This window comes from Raoultibacter massiliensis (assembly GCF_900199545.1).
In the GTDB taxonomy this organism is placed as follows: Bacteria; Actinomycetota; Coriobacteriia; order Coriobacteriales; family Eggerthellaceae; genus Raoultibacter; species Raoultibacter massiliensis.
On the sequence record NZ_LT962670.1, the window covers coordinates 706,542 to 723,955 of the forward strand.

The following is a 17,414-nucleotide window of genomic DNA, read 5'->3' on the forward strand; positions in this document are numbered from 1 at the left end:
GCTTAGCTCACGACGTTTTGCGGGTGTCCTTCGATAAACGCGCGGATATTGGCGAACACCGTGTCGAGCAGCCGCGTGCGGGCTTCGTGGGTCGCCCAGGCGATATGCGGCGTGATGACGATGTTCTTATCCTTCGCATCGAGCAGGGGGCTGTTTTGGGTCATGGGCTCCACTGCAACGACGTCGGCCCCGAATCCGCTGAGCTTTCCTGCAATCAGAGCGTCAGCGACGGCCCGTTCGTCTACGAGCGTTCCGCGGGCCGTGTTGAGCAGCATCGCGCCGTCTTTCATCTTCGCAATCGCTGCGGCATCGATGAGGCCGTTGGTTTCGGGGGTTGCAGGTGCGTGAAGCGTGACGATATCTGCTCTGGCAAGCAGCTCGTCGAACCCGACTTGCCGGCAATGCTCGTTTTCGCAGGCGGGCTTTGCCGAACGGCTGTTGAACAGCACGTCCATCCCAAAGGCGTTCGCCACGCGGGCAACCGCCTGCCCGATGCTTCCCATGCCCACGATTCCGAGCGTTTTGCCCGCTATTTCGACAAGCGGGTAGTCCCAGTAGGAAAAATCGATGCTGCGCACCCATTCTCCGTTCATGACCCCGCGCGAGTGGGCGCCTACATGGAGGCAGAGCTCGAGCAGCAGCGCGAACGTCATCTGGGCCACATCCGGCGTGGAATAGGCGGGTACGTTGCACACCGTGACCCCGCGCCTTTGCGCGGCATCGAGATCGACCACGTTGAAGCCCGTTGAGGTGAGGGCGATCAGTTCAAGGTTGGGAGCGGCGTCAAGCGCGGCTTCGTCCCAGGTGATTTTGTTCGAAACGGCTATGTTCGCATCCGCTACGCGAAAGGCGACTTCGTCGGGTGCGGTGCGGTCGTACAGGGTGACCGATCCGAAGGCTTCGAGCTGTTTCCAGCTGAGATCACCGGGGTTGTTGACGTAGGCATCTAAAACGACGATGTTCATACCGGTCCTTTTCGGTTGGCTGCATGCGACTGTGATTCTCTGCCGAAATTGTAGCACTTGCAGACTACGCCTACCGCTATGGAGACATGCTCTGCTGCAGCATCGGAGGTGCGTTCGTCTCGGATGCCGTATGCCGAGCGCGAAACGCGGCGGTCCGATCGGCTTGCAGGGCGAGGGGTGAAACCAAATGCGCCTAGAAAAAGGATCGACCCGGGGGAGAGGGGAGCTCCACCCGGGCCCACAAGGAGGGGATGATACGGTGCCTAGCACCGCTACTGCTTTATGAGGGGTAAAAGCAGTGCAAACTGAAGGGGGGATGAACCTTCTTTGTTTGCGTGATGCCAGTATAAAATCCCATCTTGCAGACGGTATGTGCGACGAGTGTGCGAATTGTGAATTGGATATCAGGACGGTAACAAAGGCCATAAAAATGCTATTTAAACTGGGAAAACACCATTCAGAAGTTTCGTTGATGCTCTGGTTTTGCCTGTGAAGGAACCGTGAAGCCCCTCGTTGGCGCTCCCGATCGGTCGGTTGGCGGCGACGAGCGGTTCCCGCTGGTTTTGCAACGGCGCGTTCTTCCGCTGCCGGGCTTATCAATTGGTCCTGTCGCCGATGGACCCTTTGGCGGGCCCGCCGTTGCCGTCGAAGCGTTCGGCGGTCTTAGGTTGCCGTCGCACTTTGATTTGCCTTGAAAAAAGGATCGGCCCGGGGGAGAGGGGAACTCCACCCGGGCCCACAAGGAGGGGATGATACGGTGCCTAGCACCGCTACTGCTTTAATGAGGGGTAAAAGCAGTGCAAACCGGAAAGAGGGGAGCTTTCCGTTTGCTGGGTACAGTATAAAAGTTAGCATTGAAGAACATATGCATCAGCCGTGAATGTCTTGTGGATTGGCGGCTAAATTGCGGTTAACGGCTCCCTCATCTGGGGTATGTCGATATCTGTTACCGCTCACCCCTTAAATCGTTGCGCTCGCGTTGACTAATTGCGCGCGTGATACGCGTATAGTGTCACCCATGAATTATTCGAAAAGACATACGCCCGAAGCAGGTCGCGCCTCCTTGCCCCCGCAAGGCGAAAACGAGGCGGCGCGGCTATCGGCGACCGCCCAGGCGCCTGCAGCCGCCCAACCGCCCGACGCTGCACGTCCGGTTGAATCACCCCAGCCGCCCGCTCAGAAGAAGTACGGCTTCTTCACGGCTCTGGCGATGATCATCGGAATCTGCATCGGCTCGGGCATCTTCTTCAAAAGCGATAACGTGCTCGCCGCAACCGGGGGCAGCATCGCTCTGGGCGTAGCCGTGTTCTGCCTGGCGGCTTTCGCCATCGTGTTCGGGGGCATCTCGTTCAGCGAGCTCGCCGCCCGCACCGAGGGTCCCGGGGGCCTGATCGCCTATGCCGAAACGTTCGTCGGCAAGCGGTTCGGGGTCGCGGTCGGCTGGTTCACGATCTTCGGTTACCTCCCCTCGATCGTCGTCGTGGTTTCCTGGGCGGTCGGCATCTACACCTGCATTCTGTTCGACATCGATGCGGGCATCGGCCTGCAAATGCTGATCGGCGGGGCGTTCATGATCCTGTGCTTCATCTGGAACATGCTGGCACCGCGGTTCGCGGGGGCCTTCCAGAACGTGACCACCGTCGTCAAGCTCATACCGCTGCTGCTCATCGCATTTTTCGGTCTGGTGTTCGGCGATCCTCTCGCGGGGCTCTCGCAGCATGGCTCCGCGGCGGCGGGGGCTTCTCTCGCGTGGATCGCCGCAATCGGGCCGGTCGCGTTTTCTTACGACGGCTGGATCGTTTCGGCGGCTATCGCGCCAGAACTCAAAAATGCGAAGAAAACCCTTCCGATCGCGCTTGTGGTCGCGCCCATTATCATTTTGGCCATCTACGTCGGATATTTCGTCGGGGTATCTTCGTTTCTCGGCCCCGATACCGTTGTCGCCATGGGCGACGGCCACGTGTTCTACCTTGCCGAACAGCTCTTCGGCCCGCAGTTCGCCCGCGTTGTCGCCGTTGGCGTGGTCGTTGCCGTCATGGGTACGGTCAACGGACTCACGCTTTCGTTCGTCCGTATGCCCTATGCGCTCGCCCTCTCGGGCGACATACCGTTCTCGCGTTACGTCGGCCGTCTGAGCCGCCGCTTCGGCATGCCGATCGCATCGGGCGTTCTGGCGCTTGCGGTTTCGGCGTTCTGGGTAATGCTCCATGTGGTTACGCAGACCGCCGGCCTGCTTCCCAACTCCGACGTCTCGGAAATCACCATCGCATCGAGCTACATACTCTACATCGTCTTGTACGTGCGGGTATTCCTTTTATGGCGGTCGGGCGAGATTCGCAGCCGTTTCAAGGGCGTTGTGGCCCCCGTGTTCGCAACGATCGGATCCCTTTTCATATGTATAGGTTCTATGCAGAATCCGGCGTTCTGGAGCTGCCTTGCGGCAAGCTTTGCCATCTGCGCGGCGGGCGTTGTGTATGATAGGTTCAAGCACAAACCGACCGACAGCTGAGGCGAACCCGAAGGAGTGTCGAATGCCCGATATCGAAATGCGGTTCAACAGGGATATGCTCGTATTGTCTGCACCGGTGGACGAGGTGCTCTCTCGGCAGGGCGTCGATATCGAGCACGACCGCGAGTTTTTGAGCCTGATCGAACCCGAAGCGGTTCGGGAGGCGTATCGTTTGGAATCGGTGGCGGGAGCTCAATGCCTCGTAACGAATACTGCGGGAATAACCGCGGCGCGGCTCGCCCATGTGAATATGGAGGACCGCCCGCTCGAGCTGGCCGAGGCATCGCTGACGGTGCTGCGCTCGCTGCGCCCCCAGCATATCATCGCCGAGATCGGCCCGACGTATCTGCCGATCGACGCATCGAGCGCAACGTCGTTGAAGCAGAATCGCGATCAGTACGCCGATGCCGCGCGGGCATTCGGCGCAAGCGAGTACGATGCGCTGTTCCTGAACGGCATGGTGAGCCTGCCCGACGTGCAGTGCGCCCTCATGGGCGTGCGCATGGTCTACGACGGTCCGGTGTTCGCCTCGATCGACGTCGAGGCGGACGGAACGATCTCACGGCGCGATCAGCCGATCGAGGAAGCGGTTTCGCTCATGGCCGAATATGGCGCGAGCGTCGTCGGGTTTGCAACGGCGGCCCCCCTCGATGAGACGGTCGAGCTTGCCAAACGCGTCCGCGCCATCTGGGACGGACCGCTGCTCGTGCAACTTGCCGTGCGGAAGCATGATCCCAAACAGGGCGTCGCAACGAAGGAGAACCCTTACTACTGCCCCGATGTCATGATCGAAGCGGCAACGAAGCTCCGTGGCGCAGGCGTTCAGTTCTTGCGCGCAACCGGCGCCGCCACGCCCTCCTATACCGGTGCGCTCGTCGCTGCCAGTGCGGGCTTCGATGTCGTCGCCCAGGCGTAGGGATCTCCATGGCGATTGAGAAGAGCCCCGATTACGGCGTCATGCAGAAGCTCGTCGACGATCTGTTCGCCAGCGAAGAGTTCGTGCGGCGCCTTGATGCGGTGCTGATGGCCGAAGCGTACGATCTGCCCGCCGATCTGCTTGAGGTGGTGCAGCTTCTGCCGCCCGGTACGTACAACCGCCAGCGTTTGTGCGATCAGATCAACTCGTCGATCGCAGGGCACGGCTGGGGTTTCGTGTACGGCACGGTCGAATAGGCTCGAACGGGTTTTTGCCACCCGGTCTGTTCGAGCGGTCTACGCGAGATCGTCCTGAGCCGGTTCGAGATGTTTTTTGGTGAACTCGTCGGCAGGTACGGGTCGGTCGAAGACGAATCCTTGGATTACATGGCAGCCCCATGCTTTGAGCTGCACGGCTTCGCTTTCCGATTCTATGCCTTCGGCGACGGTTTCGAACCCGAGGGCGTCGAGCAGTCGGATGACCCCGGTGAGCGTGGTGCGGCCCCGTTCCGAATCGATCGATTCCCCGAAAAAGGCGCGATCGAGCTTGATCGTATCGAAGGGCACGTCTTTAAGTATCGAAAGCGCCGAATACCCCGTTCCGAAATCGTCCATGGCAACCTTGAAGCCGCGCTGCCTGAGTTTGCTGGCCGTCTCGACCAGCTGTACCGTACTTTCGGCCACGATGCTTTCGGTCAGTTCGAGCTTGATGAAGCTGTGGGGGATGCCGTAGGTGTCGACGATCTTCTCTATCCTGCCGATCAGGTCTGCGCTGAACAGGTTCTGCCTCGAGAGGTTGACCGAAACGGGCACGCAGCGCAACCCCGCGTCCATCCATTGCCGCAGCCTGATGCAGGCTCGTTCGAGCATGTAGCGATCCACTCGGTCGACGAACCCGTTCTTCTCGAAGATGGGAATGAACTCGTCGGGCCTGACCAGGCCGAGCACAGGCGAGTTCCAGCGCACGAGGGCCTCCGCTCCGCAGAGCACCGGCCTGTCGCCCCGGATGTCGTACTGGGGCTGGAAGTAGGCGACGAATTCCTCTTTGAGCAGGGCGGTCGACATGATGCCCTCGATGTGGCGCGCTCGCATGGCGCAGGCGACGTTCTGCTCGTCGTAGAAGATGATCCTTTTGCCGGCATGGCTTTTCGTCTGGCGGAAGGGGATGGCCATATCCTGTGCGATCAGGTTGACGTCCTTTTCCTCATCTGCGGTGGAGAGCCGGTATGCGCAGCATTGGGAGACGATCTGGTAGTGCGTTTCGTCCGATCCGATTGCCGAATCGATGCTGTCGAGAAGCGAAAGCAGGCGGCTTTGGGTTTCGTCGGGCGTTTCGGTACGGATGAGCATGAGAAAGCGATCGCCCGTCAGGCGCGCCAAAAGCTCGGCCCTACCGAGGCTGCGCGTAAGGATCTCGGCGACGGATTTGATGAGCGAAGAGCCCTTCTCGTACCCGAAGATCGTGTTGTAGAGAGAAAAGCCGACCAAGTTGAACAGCACGAGGGAGTGCTTGCCGTCAAAGAGGTCGGAGCGAGCGTTGAACTTGGAATCGAAGGCGAGCGCGTTGTCGATGCCGGTGAGGTCGTCTTCGAGTGCGGCGTGGGCAAGCGCTTTCTCGCTGCGGTTTTTGGTTCTGAAGACGACGGCCATCAGGACGATCGCCGTGCATGCGATGAAGACGGCCATGACGATCGAGGCGAGCAGGACGGTGCGGTTCTTGGCTTCAAGGTAATCGCTTGGCAAAACGACGTCGATGAACCAATCGTTGATGCCGATTGGCTGGTAAACGATGAAGCGCGACGACCCGTCGTCGCCTGTGACCGTGGTCGATCCCTTCCAGCCGCCGGCGAGATCCTCCTTCATCTGCTCGAAGGATCGGGCCTGTATGTCGTCCTGCCCGATCGCATCCGTGCCGCCGTAGGCGTTTTCGCCAGTCGAGCGGAACAGGATAGTTCCTTCCGAGTTGATTATGTCGATGTGCCCGTGGCCTTCGAAGAGGCTTGCGTCGATCGTATCCGAAAACGCTGCCACCGAAAGCGTGCCCACGAGCACGCCGATGGGATCTCCGCCCCGATGCTTCACATCGTACACGGGTACGGCGAACACGATCCCCGGTTCGCCCTCCCACGAATCTTCAAGGGGTTCCGACACGTAGTTCTTACCGTCAAGTGCCGCTTGAACGTATGCGCGGTCGGCGTAGTTGTTCTCGGGAAGCACGCCGATTCGGCTGTCGTAGCCGATGCCGTCGCCCTCGGAGTTCACGAGTCCCACGCGCATGAACGCGCCCGAGTCGACCATTTCCCGAAAATGCTCTATGAGGGAATCGGAGTCTTCGATGTTTTCGGCGACGACGAAGGCCGACGCCCCATGGAGCACGCTGAGCTTGTCTTCGATCACGGCGTTGACGCTTGCGCTTTCGACCTCGGCTATTTCCTGCATGAAAAGACCGAGCGACGATTTGAGCTCTTGGGAGATGACGCCGATGCATCCGAAGAGGACGACTGCGATAACCAGGAGGCCGACGGCGAAGGCGAAGAGGGTCGTTGTGGCGCTGTTGCGCGGTAGGGCCGTGTCGGGCGCTTTGCGTGCGGGCATATTCTGCCGAACCTCCGAATGGGTTTCGCATGTGCGTATATCGGGTGATTGCGATTGTATCAGAACAAAGCGAATATATGCGAAAACGGGTTCGCGATGAAATTTTTAAGGAGCGCCGGTGTTTGGCTGCACCGCCTCCGTTGCCGTTTTCCCGCTTATGATACTAAAAGTATGCCATTTTCCAGCGGCATCGCATTTCGACGATAAAAACACAAGCCGAAAAATTCGGTAAGATATTCTTAAACAATCCGATTCGTAACCATTTTCCTCTTGCCTAAACGCATTCGCCAAGCTACCATATATCCACGTCCGAGGGGATGAAGAACACAATATATTGTGGAAAAAACGCTCATAGTTTGTGGAAATCTCTCGGAAAACTGGAAAGCTCGTGGAAAACTACTTGACAAGGCCGAAGGCGCATCCGGATCGGCCTGGTGGCACGCCACTGCTCGGTGGCTGCGCTGTGCTTTGCGTGCAGCGCGGTTATTTTTTGCGCATCAATACGTACATTGCTATCAGATAAGGGAGCGACATGGTTACAACAATCATCAAACGCGACGGCCGCACCGCAGAGTTCAAGCCCGAGAAAATCGCCGAGGCGATCGAGAGGGCGTTCGAAGCGTGCGGGGCCATGCAGGATCGTGCGGTGGCCGAAGAGATCGCTGCGAAGGTTGTTGACAAGATCGAGAGCGGCGCCATCGAAGGTTCTCCCACCGTCGAGGGCGTGCAGGATCTCGTGGAAGAGTCGCTCATCGAAGCGGGTTTCGTGCAAACGGCGAAGTCCTACATCCTCTACCGCGCCGAGCGCAATCGCGTGCGCGACGTGAACAGCCGTCTCATCAAAACCCTCAAAGACATCACCTTCTCGAAGGCCTCCGATTCGGATATGAAGCGCGAGAACGCCAACATCGACGCCGATACCGCCATGGGCACCATGCTCAAGTACGGCAGCGAGTCGGCCAAGCAGTTCTACGAGATGTGCGTCATCGACCCGAAGTTCGCGCGCGCTCATCGCGAGGGCGATATCCATATCCACGATATGGACTTCTACACGCTTACCACAACCTGCTGCCAGATCGAGCTCAAGAAGCTCTTCAAGGGCGGGTTCTCCACGGGCCACGGCGTGCTGCGCGAGCCTAACGACATCGCCAGCTATGCGGCGCTCGCCTGCATCGCCATCCAATCGAACCAGAACGACCAGCATGGCGGCCAATCCATCTGCGATTTCGATTACGGCCTGGCCGAAGGCGTTCGCAAGACCTATCGCCGCCTCTACAAGAAGCACCTTGCCGAAGCGCTCGATCTTCTGACCGAAGTGGGGGACGTGAAGGCGTACACCGAGGAAATGCTCGGTCGTGTCGAGGGCGAAACCAAGACGTTCGCCTCGCTTGTCATGGATGCCACGTTCGCCGCCGCCGTGCGCACGGAGCTCGCCGCCGCAGGCGTTTCCGAGGCTGTGGCCGAGAAGTCCATGGCGTATGCCGAGAAGAACGCGCTCGCCGATGCCGATCGTACGACGTTCCAGGCCATGGAGGCTCTCATCCACAACCTCAACACCATGCATTCGCGTGCCGGCGCGCAAACGCCGTTCTCTTCTGTGAACTACGGCATGGACACCTCTGCCGAAGGTCGCATGGTCATCAAGAACATGCTTCTCGCAACCGAGCAAGGGCTAGGCTCGGGCGAAACCCCCATCTTCCCCGTGCAGATCTTCCGCGTGAAGGAAGGCGTGAACTACAATCCGGGCGATCCGAACTACGATCTGTTCAAGCTTGCCATGCGCTGCTCGGCAAAGCGCCTGTTCCCCAACTTCAGCTTCCTCGATGCGCCGTTCAATGCGCCGTACTACAAGGGAACCCCCGAAACCGAGATCGCCTACATGGGCTGCCGCACGCGCGTCATGGGCAACGTCCACGATCCCGAACGCGAGGTGACGCCGGGTCGCGGAAACCTGAGTTTCACCTCGGTCAACCTGCCGAGGCTCGCCATCCGCTCCAAGGGCGACGTCGATCTGTTCTTCGATCTGCTCGATGCCAAGCTTGCGCTTGCCGTCGGCCAGCTTGACGAGCGCTTCCAGATTCAGGCGCGCAAGAAGGTGTACAATGCGCCGTTTCTCATGGGGCAGGGCGTGTGGATCGATTCCGAAAAACTGAAATCGACCGACGAGCTGCGCGAGGTGCTCAAGCACGGCACGCTTTCCGTCGGGTTCATCGGCCTTGCCGAAACTCTGAAGGCTTTGACGGGCAAGCATCATGGCGAATCGCCCGAGGCGCAGAGGCTCGGCCTCGAGATCGTCGGCCATATGCGCTCGTACCTCGATGCCATCTCGCGCGAGCGTCAGATGAACTACACGCTTATCGCCACGCCTGCCGAGGGTTTGTCGGGCCGGTTTGTCCGTATGGACCGTGCGCGCTACGGGGTGATCGAAGGCGTAACCGATCGCGATTACTACACCAACGGCTTCCATGTGCCGGTGTACTGCGAGATCAACGCGTTCGACAAAATCTCCCTCGAGGCGCCCTACCACGCGCTCACCAACGCGGGCCATATCTCGTATGTAGAGCTCGACGGTGATCCCACTGAGAACCTCGAGGCGTTCGAGGCTGTCATCCGTCACATGAAGAACAGCGGAATCGGCTACGGCTCGGTCAACCATCCGGTCGACCGCGACCCGGTCTGCGGCTACAACGGCATCATCGGCGACCGCTGCCCGAAGTGCGGGCGCACCGAAGAGGAGCACGGCGTGCCCTTCGAGCGCATCCGCCGCATCACGGGATACCTCGTGGGCACGCTCGATCGTTTCAACGACGCGAAACGCGCCGAGGAATCCGATCGCGTGAAGCATGACATCTAGGCCGCTCGATGGCGATAGAAGCTAGCGAAACCCCCGTTGGGAGCATGGTTCCCGACGGGGGTTCCTCTCAAGAACCTGCCACCATCCGCCTGTACGGAACCGCCGTCGATTCCATCGTCGACGGGCCGGGGCTGCGATTCGCGGTGTTCGTTCAGGGCTGCACCCACGCTTGTCCCGGGTGCCATAATCCCGAAAGCCAGCCGGCGTGCGCGGGCACCGTCGAATCCATCGATTCCCTCGTTGCCTCGATCGAGGCGAACGGGCTTGTGGGCGGCGTGACCCTTTCGGGGGGCGAGCCGTTCGAGCAGTGCGCCGCATGCTTGGTTTTGGCCCGCAGGCTCAAAGAGCGCGGCTACGGCATCTGGATATATTCGGGATATCTGTACGAAGATCTGCTCGAAGGAAGACCCGATCCCCTTGCGCCCGATCTGCTTTCATGTTGCGATGTTCTCGTCGACGGCCCCTTCGTCCAAGAGCTCAACTCCTACGACCTCACGTGGAAAGGCTCGTCGAACCAGCGGGTTATCGACCTTGCCGCCAGCCGTGCGGCAGGGCGCGTCGTTTTGTGGCAAACGAGTGACAGTTTTCCCGAAGTGCCCGCATCTTGGTAGCATAGGGGTATGGAACAAGATTTCGACAAACTTGAATCGTTCGTCCGCAGCGAATGGTTTATCACGGCTCTTTCGGTCGCGGCGATCCTTGCGATCACAGCGCTCGTTTCATGGTTTGCCACCAAGTTTCTCCGCAAGCTGCTCCAACAGGATAATTCGCTTCTGCCTTCGAGTTCGATCTTCGTCAACATAGCCCGTGCCGCCGTGTGGATACTCGGCGTGTGCGTGATGCTTGCCACCTGCTTCAACGTGAACGTGAGCGCGGCCATCGCGGCGCTTGGCGTCGGCGGCATCGCCATTTCCCTCGGGTTTCAGGATACGATCTCGAACCTCATCGGAGGTTTGCAGGTCAGCCTCATGAAGATCATCCAGCCAGGCGATAACATCGAGGTCAACGGCGAAACCGGCGTGGTGAAAGACGTCACATGGCGCCATACCACTATCGTGAACCCTCAAAACGAGACGGTCATCATCCCCAATTCCATCATAGGGAAGAACGCGTTGACGAAGCTCCCGCCCACCACGCTTATCACGATCAAGTTCGTCGTATGCTCCGACGGAAGCGACCTCGATACGGTGGCGGCAGCCATCGAGGCGGCATGCGACAAGGCGGCCGGAGCCGTGACGAGGGTGACGCAGAAGCCCAAGGCGATATTCACCGAAGTGACGGGCTTGGGATTTTCGGGTAAAGTAACGTTTAAGGTAGCGAGTTCGTCGAAGGCGGGGGAGGCGAACGACGCGGCTGTTCGCGCCATCGCGCCGATAACGCGCTCGTCCGAAACCCGGCAGAGCGCGTAGGCCGGGCATACGACTAGGAGGAAGCCCATGCAGGAACACCGTATCGTTTCACAAGGACCTCTCCATAATGCCGACGGCTCGCTTGCCGAGCCGGGGTATGCCACAGCGCTTCTCCTCAATTACAACCGGTTCAAGGTTCGGGCTCCCAAGCATCGGATCAAAGAGTGGGATTATTATCTCGTTAACGACGACGAGTACGCCGTTGCGCTCACGGTGGGCGACTTGGGCTACATGGGGCTCATATCGGCTTCGGTTGTCGATCTGGTTGAATGCTGGTACAAAACGACGAGCGTCATCACTCCTTTGCCGCTTGGCCGCTTCGGCTTGCCCGAGCATTCGTCCGAAGGCGTAACCGAATTCGAGAACAAGCGCGTCCACCTTCGGTTCGAAGCGAAAGGCGGCACGCGTACGCTCCGGGCGCGTTTCGATCGGTTCGACGGCGACGAGCCGCTTCACATCGATGCGGTGCTTGATGAGGAGCCGCGCGACTCGATGGTCATCGCTACGCCATGGGCCGAAGATCCGAAGGCGTTTTACTACAACCAGAAGATCGTCGGCATGCGTGCCCAGGGCAGCTTCAGGAAAGGGCTGCTCGTCCATGGGTTTCGACCCGACGATTCGTTCGGCCTCCTCGATTGGGGCCGCGGGGTTTGGACGCGCGACAACACGTGGTTCTGGGCGGTGGCTCAGGGGTGGCAGGACGGCAAGGGCAACCGCACGGTCGGCTCGCATCGGTTCGGTTTGAATCTCGGGTACGGCTTCGGCGATACGTCGGCGGCGTCTGAGAACATGGTGTTCGTCGATGGCGTGGCCCACAAGCTCGGCCGCGTCGATTTCGGCATCGCGGATCGTACCGGCGCCTCCGAAAAGAACGTGGAGCGCAGGTTCGATCTTATGGCGCCCTGGCATATGACCGATGACGAGGGACGGCTCGATCTTGTGTTCACCCCATCGGTCGACCGCAAGGATTACATAAACCTTGCGTTGGTGATAACCGATCAACACCAGGTGTTCGGCACGCTTTCGGGCAAAGTCGTCCTCGATGACGGCACCGAGTTCGTTGTGGCGGGCCTGCACGGTTCGGCCGAGGTCGTGCGCAACAAGTACTGATGCTGGCCGGGGGTTTCCGGCTGCAAGCGCTGACGGTTCGAGGCTTCATACGGCAAGTGCCGGCAAAAGGCGAAGCGGCCTGGGCAAAAAGGCTGTCGCATTCTCGGCCCCCTTTCGCCTGCAAGGCCCTATGCGGCCTCGAGCCTACAGCCCTTCGGCTGTAAACCGAGTCGCCAACGCTTCTTGGTGGATGCTGTACTGCAGAGCCATTTCCTTCGCAACGCGGCCTTGCTTCACCAGTTCGAACAGGCTCTGGTCCATGGTCCTCATGCCCTCTTTGCCGCATGAGGCAAGCACGCTGTCGATTTGGTGGGTCTTCTCTTCACGGATGAGATTGCGGATGGCCGTGTTCGTTACCATGATCTCGAACGCCGGCACGGTCTCGCCGTCGACGGTGGGCACGAGCTGCTGGCTGACGATTGCGCGCAGAACCATGGAAAGCTGGATGCGGATTTGGCGTTGCTGGGTCGGCGGGAAGGCATCGATTATGCGATCGACGGTTCCTGCGGCGCCCGTGGTGTGCAGCGTGGAGAACAGAAGCTGCGCCATCTCTGCAGCGGTGACGGCGGTCCCGATGGTTTCGTAATCGCGCATCTCTCCGAGAAGAATGACGTCGGGAGATTCGCGCATAGCGGAGCGCAGCGCTTCGCCGTACGAGGCGATATCGGTGGGCACCTCGCGCTGGGTGACGATGCAGCTGCCGTGCTTGTGCACGTATTCGATCGGGTCTTCCATCGTGATGATGTGGCCCGTGCGCTCGTGGTTCAGCCGATCGATGATGCAGGCGAGCGTAGTCGATTTGCCTGCACCTGCAGGACCGGTGATCAGCACGAGCCCTTTCTGGAACTGTGCGCAACGTAAAACCTCTTCGGGGATGTGGTAGTCGGCGGGATCGGGCAGCCCGAACGGAATCACGCGGATGACGGCACCGTACGAACCGCGCTGGCGGAAGATGTTGGCTCGGAAACGGCCGACACCTGAGATCGCGAACGAGAAATCGTCGTCGTGGTTGCCGTTGTTTGCAAACAGGCTCATGTCGCGCCTGGAAACAGCGTAGATGGCGCGGACGAACGCCTCGGTATCGTCGGGCGTGAACGGCGCGTCGTCAAGGCGAACCTGGCGACCGCTGATCTCGTAGGACATCGGCAGCCCTGCGATGATGAAGATATCGGACGCTTTGGCATCGACCATCGTTTTCAAGAGTTTTTCGAGTTCCATCGCTTCTCCTAGCCTTTCTATTCGGCACCCGTCCACAGGGTTTCCGGGGCACCCTCGCTGGTTGAGGGGGTGGTTGCCTTCCATTGCTCTATGCTGTATTCGAGGCGGGCGTTTATGCCGAGCTCGATGTCGAGCGTTCTGCCGCTCGGCGAGGTGAACGAGGCCGAGACGGTGGCTTCGTCGATGGAAGCGGCTGCCTTCGTGTCGCCATCGACCGCCTGCACGGCAAGATTCGGCAGCTCGCGTTCAAGTGAGGCCATAGCTTCGCTTTGCGAGCTTTTCGCATAGCGCTCCCTGGCAAGAAAGCCGTCGAGTGCAGCCACGAATTTCTGGGCGGATGCTTCGTTTTCGTAGGTGTCTTCAGTGAACGAAGCCTGCCGCGCGGCGACCGCGTACGTTGCCTGAGAAGTCGTGACGGCAAGCACTGCCATGACGGCAAGGCACAATACGATGATCAACGTGAGCAGGCTGATGGGGCCGATGCGCACGGAGCCGCGCCGTTCGTTCATCGCTGCACCCCGCTTTCGTAGCGCGCCGTTTCGAGCCGGTACAGCTCGGCGCCGTTGGAAAAGACGACGATGGTTGCCCGGTACAGCGTGCCGGCATCGGTCCTTTCGGGTTCGACCGTGCAGGAAACCGAAAGCCCGTCTTCGGTTTCGGTGGTTCCGCCGGCCTGTTCGGGATCGGCGCTGAAGCGCTCCGCGGCATTGGCGGCAAGCACGACGGCCCTCGAAAGTTCTCTGCTTTCGATTCCTTGGACGCTAGCCGCGCCGAACAGCTGCATGAAAACCGCGATCGATGCGAGGAAGAACGCGAGCAGTATAAGCGCCTCGATGACGAAAGCGGTTCCATGCCACGATGATCCTTTGCGGGTCGAGCGCGAGGCGCTCCGGTAGATGCCCATGGTTAGGCCTCCGAGACGCTTCTCAGCGCAACGTCGGCGCTGCCCTGGTCGGTCGTGATGGTGAGAAGCCCGTTGCCGTAGGAGAAGTCGAAAACATCCGATGGGCAGATGACAACTGCTTTTTCGGGGGTGTAGGCCGCATCGGCAAGCGCGTACTCCTCAACGATGTTGCCCTCGTGGCGGTAGATGCGCGTTTCATAGGTGCCGCTGTCGAGCCGCTCGACGAGAACGAGGGATCTGCCTTCCGGACCCGTTCCCGCCGCGATGGCGTCGGCGGCATCGTTGGCCCTCACGTTGTTGGCAAGAAGGGTAAGGCCCAGCCGTGCTTCGTCGGCTCCCGACCTGATATCGTTGAGGTTACGGTAGACGTTCGTGCCTGCAACGACGGCAAGCAAAAGCGCTATGACGAAGAGGGCGAACAAGAGAGCCGTGAACATATGACCCGACGAACCTGCGGCCTGCGGTCTTTTCGCTTCGGAAAAGGGGGCCTGCGAGAGGGCTTTCGTGATGTCAGTGCGTTTCGTCATCGCGGCACCACTACGACGCTTGGCGCGACGTTGTCGGCGAACGCTTCGTAGGTGACTATGTACTCGTCATGATTGATGGCGAGTCCGTACGAATCTTCCAGATGCTGAAGCGAGGCGGGGTAGGAGCCCTCGATGGCGCAGCACTGCATCGCGGAATCGAGGATGGCGTTGCGTATGGATGCAGCCCCCTGTTCGCGCAGGTTCGCACAAGCGGCGTTGTATCCGAGCCAGCAGACTGCCGCGAGCGCCACCGCGATTACGGCAGTCGCCATCATTCGCCTGCGACGGCGGGAGATCATTGCCGATGTCTGCTCGTGATACATGGATGCCTACCCGATCGAGCTCATGATGCCGATGAGCGGCAGCATGACCGAGACGAGCGTTGCCCCCACTGCAATGGTTAAAAATGCTGCCAGAGCAGGCTCCATGCTATCGATTACCCGATCGATCTGCACGATCGCATCATCGAAGAACGTCGAAGACAGGCTATCGAGCACTTCGTCGGTGCTGCCGGATTGCGTACCTATCTTGAGCATGCGGGCGTAGACGGGTTCGAGCACGTTGTTGTCGCCGAGTGCCTGGGCGAGGCTTTTGGCATTGTCGAGATCGATCATCGAGCTGTAGGCCGCCTGCAGCTTCGCTTTGAGCTTGGGATGATCGACCATTTCAAGCGCGTTCTTCATCGTCGTGTCGGCATCGACGCCCGAGGCGGTGTAGGTTGCCATGACGGAAGCGAATCGGCTGACCGCGAGCTGGTACATGGCGCGGCTGGTAAGGGGCAGCTTCTGAAAGGCGCCGATTACGAAATTGTGTCCCGAAGCCGTGCGGCTTGCGATGGCCCCGACAAGCGCGACGATCGTGCAGGCGAGCACGATGGCCAGGGCTATCCAGCCGATCAGCAAAGAGACGTTCACCGAAGAGAAGGAGCCTGCCGTCATGCTTCCGGATAGGCTTTCGAACACCTCGATGAAAACGGGGAGGATCACCGCGACCGTAAAGGCGAGGATGACGCTCATGATGCACAGAAGCGCGGCGGGATAGCTGATGTTCGAGCGGATGCGTTCGAACAGGCGGTTTTCCTCGTCGTAGTACACAGCCAGGCTGCGCAGCACGTTTTCGAGGCGCCCCGATGCTTCGCCGGTTGCCACCATGTCGACGGCATAGCGGGGGAACGATCCCGCATCCTTCATGGATTGAGCGAGAGGCTTGCCGGCGATGAGCCCCGCGTACACCTCGTCGCAGCTGCGTTTGAGCGTTGTTGCGCCCATGTTCTCGCCGAGCATGTGAACCGCTTCGTCGGTCTGGATGCCGGCCGAGAGCATTATGGCGATGCTCTCGCAGAAAGAGCTCAGAGCACTGCTTTCGAGCATGGATGCTGCCATGTAGATACGCTCCTCACCTGTTGCCATCGCTCTCGGGCGATGCACCGCTCGTTGTCAGTACGTATAGCGGTCGGTGTAGGTTGTCCCATCTCCGACATATCCGCTCGCGCCGCCTGCGGCTGCGAACGTAAGGTCTATTCGAGTCCAAGTGTTCGACTCAACGATTACCTCCGCACTCACCCAACTGCCATTAAGATATACCAAATTCCATGCATGGTAAATACCATCAGGGGATACATATCCTGTGATTATTTTGCAGGGAATCCCAAGGCTGCGAAGCATTGCAGCAGCTAAAGAGGCGTAATCGAAACAAATGCCCTTGCCTTGAGCAATAGTTGAATCAGGGTCGGGAACGTAGCCGGTGGCATCGGCGAGCGCGATGGCCTTCTCGGTGTCGTAGGCGATGTTGTCCACGATCCACTCGTAAACCGCACGCATGACGTCGCCCTCGTTGGTCGCGCCGGCGGCAAGTTCTTTCGCTTTGGCGACGCAGGCGCTCTGGTCGGTGTAAGAGCAAAAGACGTTCGGTCGCAAAAACGGCTCGAACTCCGAATCGAGCGTTACATCGGCTGCGGTCGAGTAAAGCTCGACGTAGTTGTTGCCGCTCGTGTTCTGCATGACGCGAAAGGTGTAAGCGCCATCGCCCATGTTGAGCGGGCAGACAAGAGGCGCCCCGTCGCCGTCCAAATCGTAGTTGTAGCTCATATCGCCTTGGATTACCTGGAATTTGAGTCGGCTTTCGCTTTCGGCGGATGCCGCGACGTATCCCTGCGCAAGCGACGAGGTGTCGATGACCGCTCCGTTTTCGCCTGTAGCGGCAGAAGCATCGAAAGCGGCGGTCGCCATGGTGGGGATCTCGTAGGCGGGTCCATTGGTCGTGCCGTCTGCATTCGAGGCGCTGCCGGGTGTCGCGGCATCTTCGGAGTCGCATGCCGTAAGCGAGGGGAGGGCGGCAAGTGCAAGCGATAGCGCAAGCAAGAGGGCGAGCGTCGTCCGCCCTGCCGCGCGAGGCGCCCGGCGCGCCGG

At 59.8% G+C, this 17,414-nt stretch carries 16 protein-coding genes; 7 read left to right on the forward strand and 9 right to left on the reverse strand.

Features of this window, described 5'->3' with window-relative positions; genetic code table 11:
- Positions 1-2 precede the first annotated feature (2 nt).
- Positions 3-965: a D-2-hydroxyacid dehydrogenase gene (locus tag C1719_RS02885; protein ID WP_102373707.1), complete on the reverse strand. Its 963-nt coding sequence runs from the start codon at positions 963-965 to the stop codon at positions 3-5.
- 1,018 nt (positions 966-1,983) lie between these two features.
- On the opposite strand from C1719_RS02885, the gene C1719_RS02890 reads away from it, so the two are divergent.
- From C1719_RS02890 to C1719_RS02900, 3 genes are read left to right on the forward strand one after another with little or no spacing between them, the layout of a single operon-like run.
- Positions 1,984-3,474 carry an APC family permease gene (locus C1719_RS02890; RefSeq protein WP_102373708.1) on the forward strand — a complete coding sequence of 497 codons (1,491 nt, stop codon included), beginning with the start codon at positions 1,984-1,986 and terminating at the stop codon, positions 3,472-3,474.
- A 22-nt stretch (positions 3,475-3,496) separates the two neighbouring features.
- Positions 3,497-4,390, forward strand: a complete 894-nt coding sequence (locus C1719_RS02895) for a homocysteine S-methyltransferase family protein (protein ID WP_102373709.1) — start codon at positions 3,497-3,499, stop codon at positions 4,388-4,390.
- 8 nt (positions 4,391-4,398) lie between these two features.
- The gene (locus tag C1719_RS02900; RefSeq protein ID WP_102373710.1) at positions 4,399-4,647 is read left to right on the forward strand and encodes a hypothetical protein; all 249 of its coding nucleotides are present in this window, start codon (positions 4,399-4,401) and stop codon (positions 4,645-4,647) included.
- Positions 4,648-4,686: 39 nt separating this feature from the next.
- Here the strand turns inward: C1719_RS02900 and C1719_RS02905 are convergent, their stop codons facing one another.
- On the reverse strand, positions 4,687-6,984 hold the full coding sequence (locus C1719_RS02905) for a bifunctional diguanylate cyclase/phosphodiesterase (RefSeq protein WP_102373711.1): 2,298 nt from the start codon (positions 6,982-6,984) through the stop codon (positions 4,687-4,689).
- 532 nt (positions 6,985-7,516) lie between these two features.
- Here C1719_RS02905 and C1719_RS02910 point away from each other — a divergent pair.
- Genes C1719_RS02910 through C1719_RS02925 form a run of 4 tightly spaced genes read left to right on the forward strand, consistent with a single transcriptional unit; the run spans position 7,517 to position 12,357 of the window.
- On the forward strand, positions 7,517-9,838 hold the full coding sequence (locus C1719_RS02910) for an anaerobic ribonucleoside triphosphate reductase (RefSeq protein WP_102373712.1): 2,322 nt from the start codon (positions 7,517-7,519) through the stop codon (positions 9,836-9,838).
- Between the two features lie 8 nt (positions 9,839-9,846).
- The gene (gene nrdG, locus C1719_RS02915) at positions 9,847-10,449 is read left to right on the forward strand and encodes an anaerobic ribonucleoside-triphosphate reductase activating protein (protein ID WP_245874294.1); all 603 of its coding nucleotides are present in this window, start codon (positions 9,847-9,849) and stop codon (positions 10,447-10,449) included.
- A 9-nt stretch (positions 10,450-10,458) separates the two neighbouring features.
- Positions 10,459-11,247 carry a mechanosensitive ion channel family protein gene (locus C1719_RS02920; protein ID WP_102373714.1) on the forward strand — a complete coding sequence of 263 codons (789 nt, stop codon included), beginning with the start codon at positions 10,459-10,461 and terminating at the stop codon, positions 11,245-11,247.
- 27 nt (positions 11,248-11,274) lie between these two features.
- Complete coding sequence (locus C1719_RS02925; RefSeq protein WP_102373715.1) at positions 11,275-12,357, forward strand: DUF2804 domain-containing protein; 1,083 nt, start codon at positions 11,275-11,277, stop codon at positions 12,355-12,357.
- Positions 12,358-12,501: 144 nt separating this feature from the next.
- Here C1719_RS02925 and C1719_RS02930 read toward each other — a convergent pair whose 3' ends face one another.
- From C1719_RS02930 to C1719_RS02960, 7 genes are all read right to left on the reverse strand, one after another.
- Positions 12,502-13,575, reverse strand: a complete 1,074-nt coding sequence (locus C1719_RS02930) for a type IV pilus twitching motility protein PilT (RefSeq protein WP_102373716.1) — start codon at positions 13,573-13,575, stop codon at positions 12,502-12,504.
- Positions 13,576-13,592: 17 nt separating this feature from the next.
- Entirely contained in the window at positions 13,593-14,084 is a 492-nt protein-coding gene (locus C1719_RS02935; protein WP_102373717.1) for a S4A5 electrogenic sodium bicarbonate cotransporter 4, read from the reverse strand.
- Positions 14,081-14,479: a hypothetical protein gene (locus C1719_RS02940; RefSeq protein ID WP_102373718.1), complete on the reverse strand. Its 399-nt coding sequence runs from the start codon at positions 14,477-14,479 to the stop codon at positions 14,081-14,083. Before C1719_RS02940 ends, C1719_RS02935 begins: the two co-directional genes overlap by 4 nt.
- Before the next feature lie 2 nt (positions 14,480-14,481).
- Positions 14,482-15,006: a DUF4860 domain-containing protein gene (locus tag C1719_RS02945; protein ID WP_102373719.1), complete on the reverse strand. Its 525-nt coding sequence runs from the start codon at positions 15,004-15,006 to the stop codon at positions 14,482-14,484.
- Positions 15,003-15,278, reverse strand: coding sequence for a hypothetical protein (locus tag C1719_RS02950; RefSeq protein ID WP_245874297.1), 276 nt, complete (start codon positions 15,276-15,278; stop codon positions 15,003-15,005). Before C1719_RS02950 ends, C1719_RS02945 begins: the two co-directional genes overlap by 4 nt.
- A 57-nt stretch (positions 15,279-15,335) precedes the next feature.
- Positions 15,336-16,388 carry a type II secretion system F family protein gene (locus C1719_RS02955; protein WP_102373721.1) on the reverse strand — a complete coding sequence of 351 codons (1,053 nt, stop codon included), beginning with the start codon at positions 16,386-16,388 and terminating at the stop codon, positions 15,336-15,338.
- A gap of 54 nt (positions 16,389-16,442) precedes the next feature.
- Positions 16,443-17,414 (reverse strand): transglutaminase-like domain-containing protein (locus tag C1719_RS02960; RefSeq protein WP_102373722.1); only part of this gene is annotated, 972 nt, incomplete at its 5' end.

Coding starts and splice junctions, on each gene's coding strand:
- C1719_RS02885 (WP_102373707.1), bottom strand. CDS start 965: ATGAACATCGTCGTTTTAGATGCCTACGTCAACAACCCCGGTGATCTC.
- C1719_RS02890 (WP_102373708.1), top strand. CDS start 1,984: ATGAATTATTCGAAAAGACATACGCCCGAAGCAGGTCGCGCCTCCTTG.
- C1719_RS02895 (WP_102373709.1), top strand. CDS start 3,497: ATGCCCGATATCGAAATGCGGTTCAACAGGGATATGCTCGTATTGTCT.
- C1719_RS02900 (WP_102373710.1), top strand. CDS start 4,399: ATGGCGATTGAGAAGAGCCCCGATTACGGCGTCATGCAGAAGCTCGTC.
- C1719_RS02905 (WP_102373711.1), bottom strand. CDS start 6,984: ATGCCCGCACGCAAAGCGCCCGACACGGCCCTACCGCGCAACAGCGCC.
- C1719_RS02910 (WP_102373712.1), top strand. CDS start 7,517: ATGGTTACAACAATCATCAAACGCGACGGCCGCACCGCAGAGTTCAAG.
- nrdG (WP_245874294.1), top strand. CDS start 9,847: ATGGCGATAGAAGCTAGCGAAACCCCCGTTGGGAGCATGGTTCCCGAC.
- C1719_RS02920 (WP_102373714.1), top strand. CDS start 10,459: ATGGAACAAGATTTCGACAAACTTGAATCGTTCGTCCGCAGCGAATGG.
- C1719_RS02925 (WP_102373715.1), top strand. CDS start 11,275: ATGCAGGAACACCGTATCGTTTCACAAGGACCTCTCCATAATGCCGAC.
- C1719_RS02930 (WP_102373716.1), bottom strand. CDS start 13,575: ATGGAACTCGAAAAACTCTTGAAAACGATGGTCGATGCCAAAGCGTCC.
- C1719_RS02935 (WP_102373717.1), bottom strand. CDS start 14,084: ATGAACGAACGGCGCGGCTCCGTGCGCATCGGCCCCATCAGCCTGCTC.
- C1719_RS02940 (WP_102373718.1), bottom strand. CDS start 14,479: ATGGGCATCTACCGGAGCGCCTCGCGCTCGACCCGCAAAGGATCATCG.
- C1719_RS02945 (WP_102373719.1), bottom strand. CDS start 15,006: ATGACGAAACGCACTGACATCACGAAAGCCCTCTCGCAGGCCCCCTTT.
- C1719_RS02950 (WP_245874297.1), bottom strand. CDS start 15,278: ATGGCGACTGCCGTAATCGCGGTGGCGCTCGCGGCAGTCTGCTGGCTC.
- C1719_RS02955 (WP_102373721.1), bottom strand. CDS start 16,388: ATGGCAGCATCCATGCTCGAAAGCAGTGCTCTGAGCTCTTTCTGCGAG.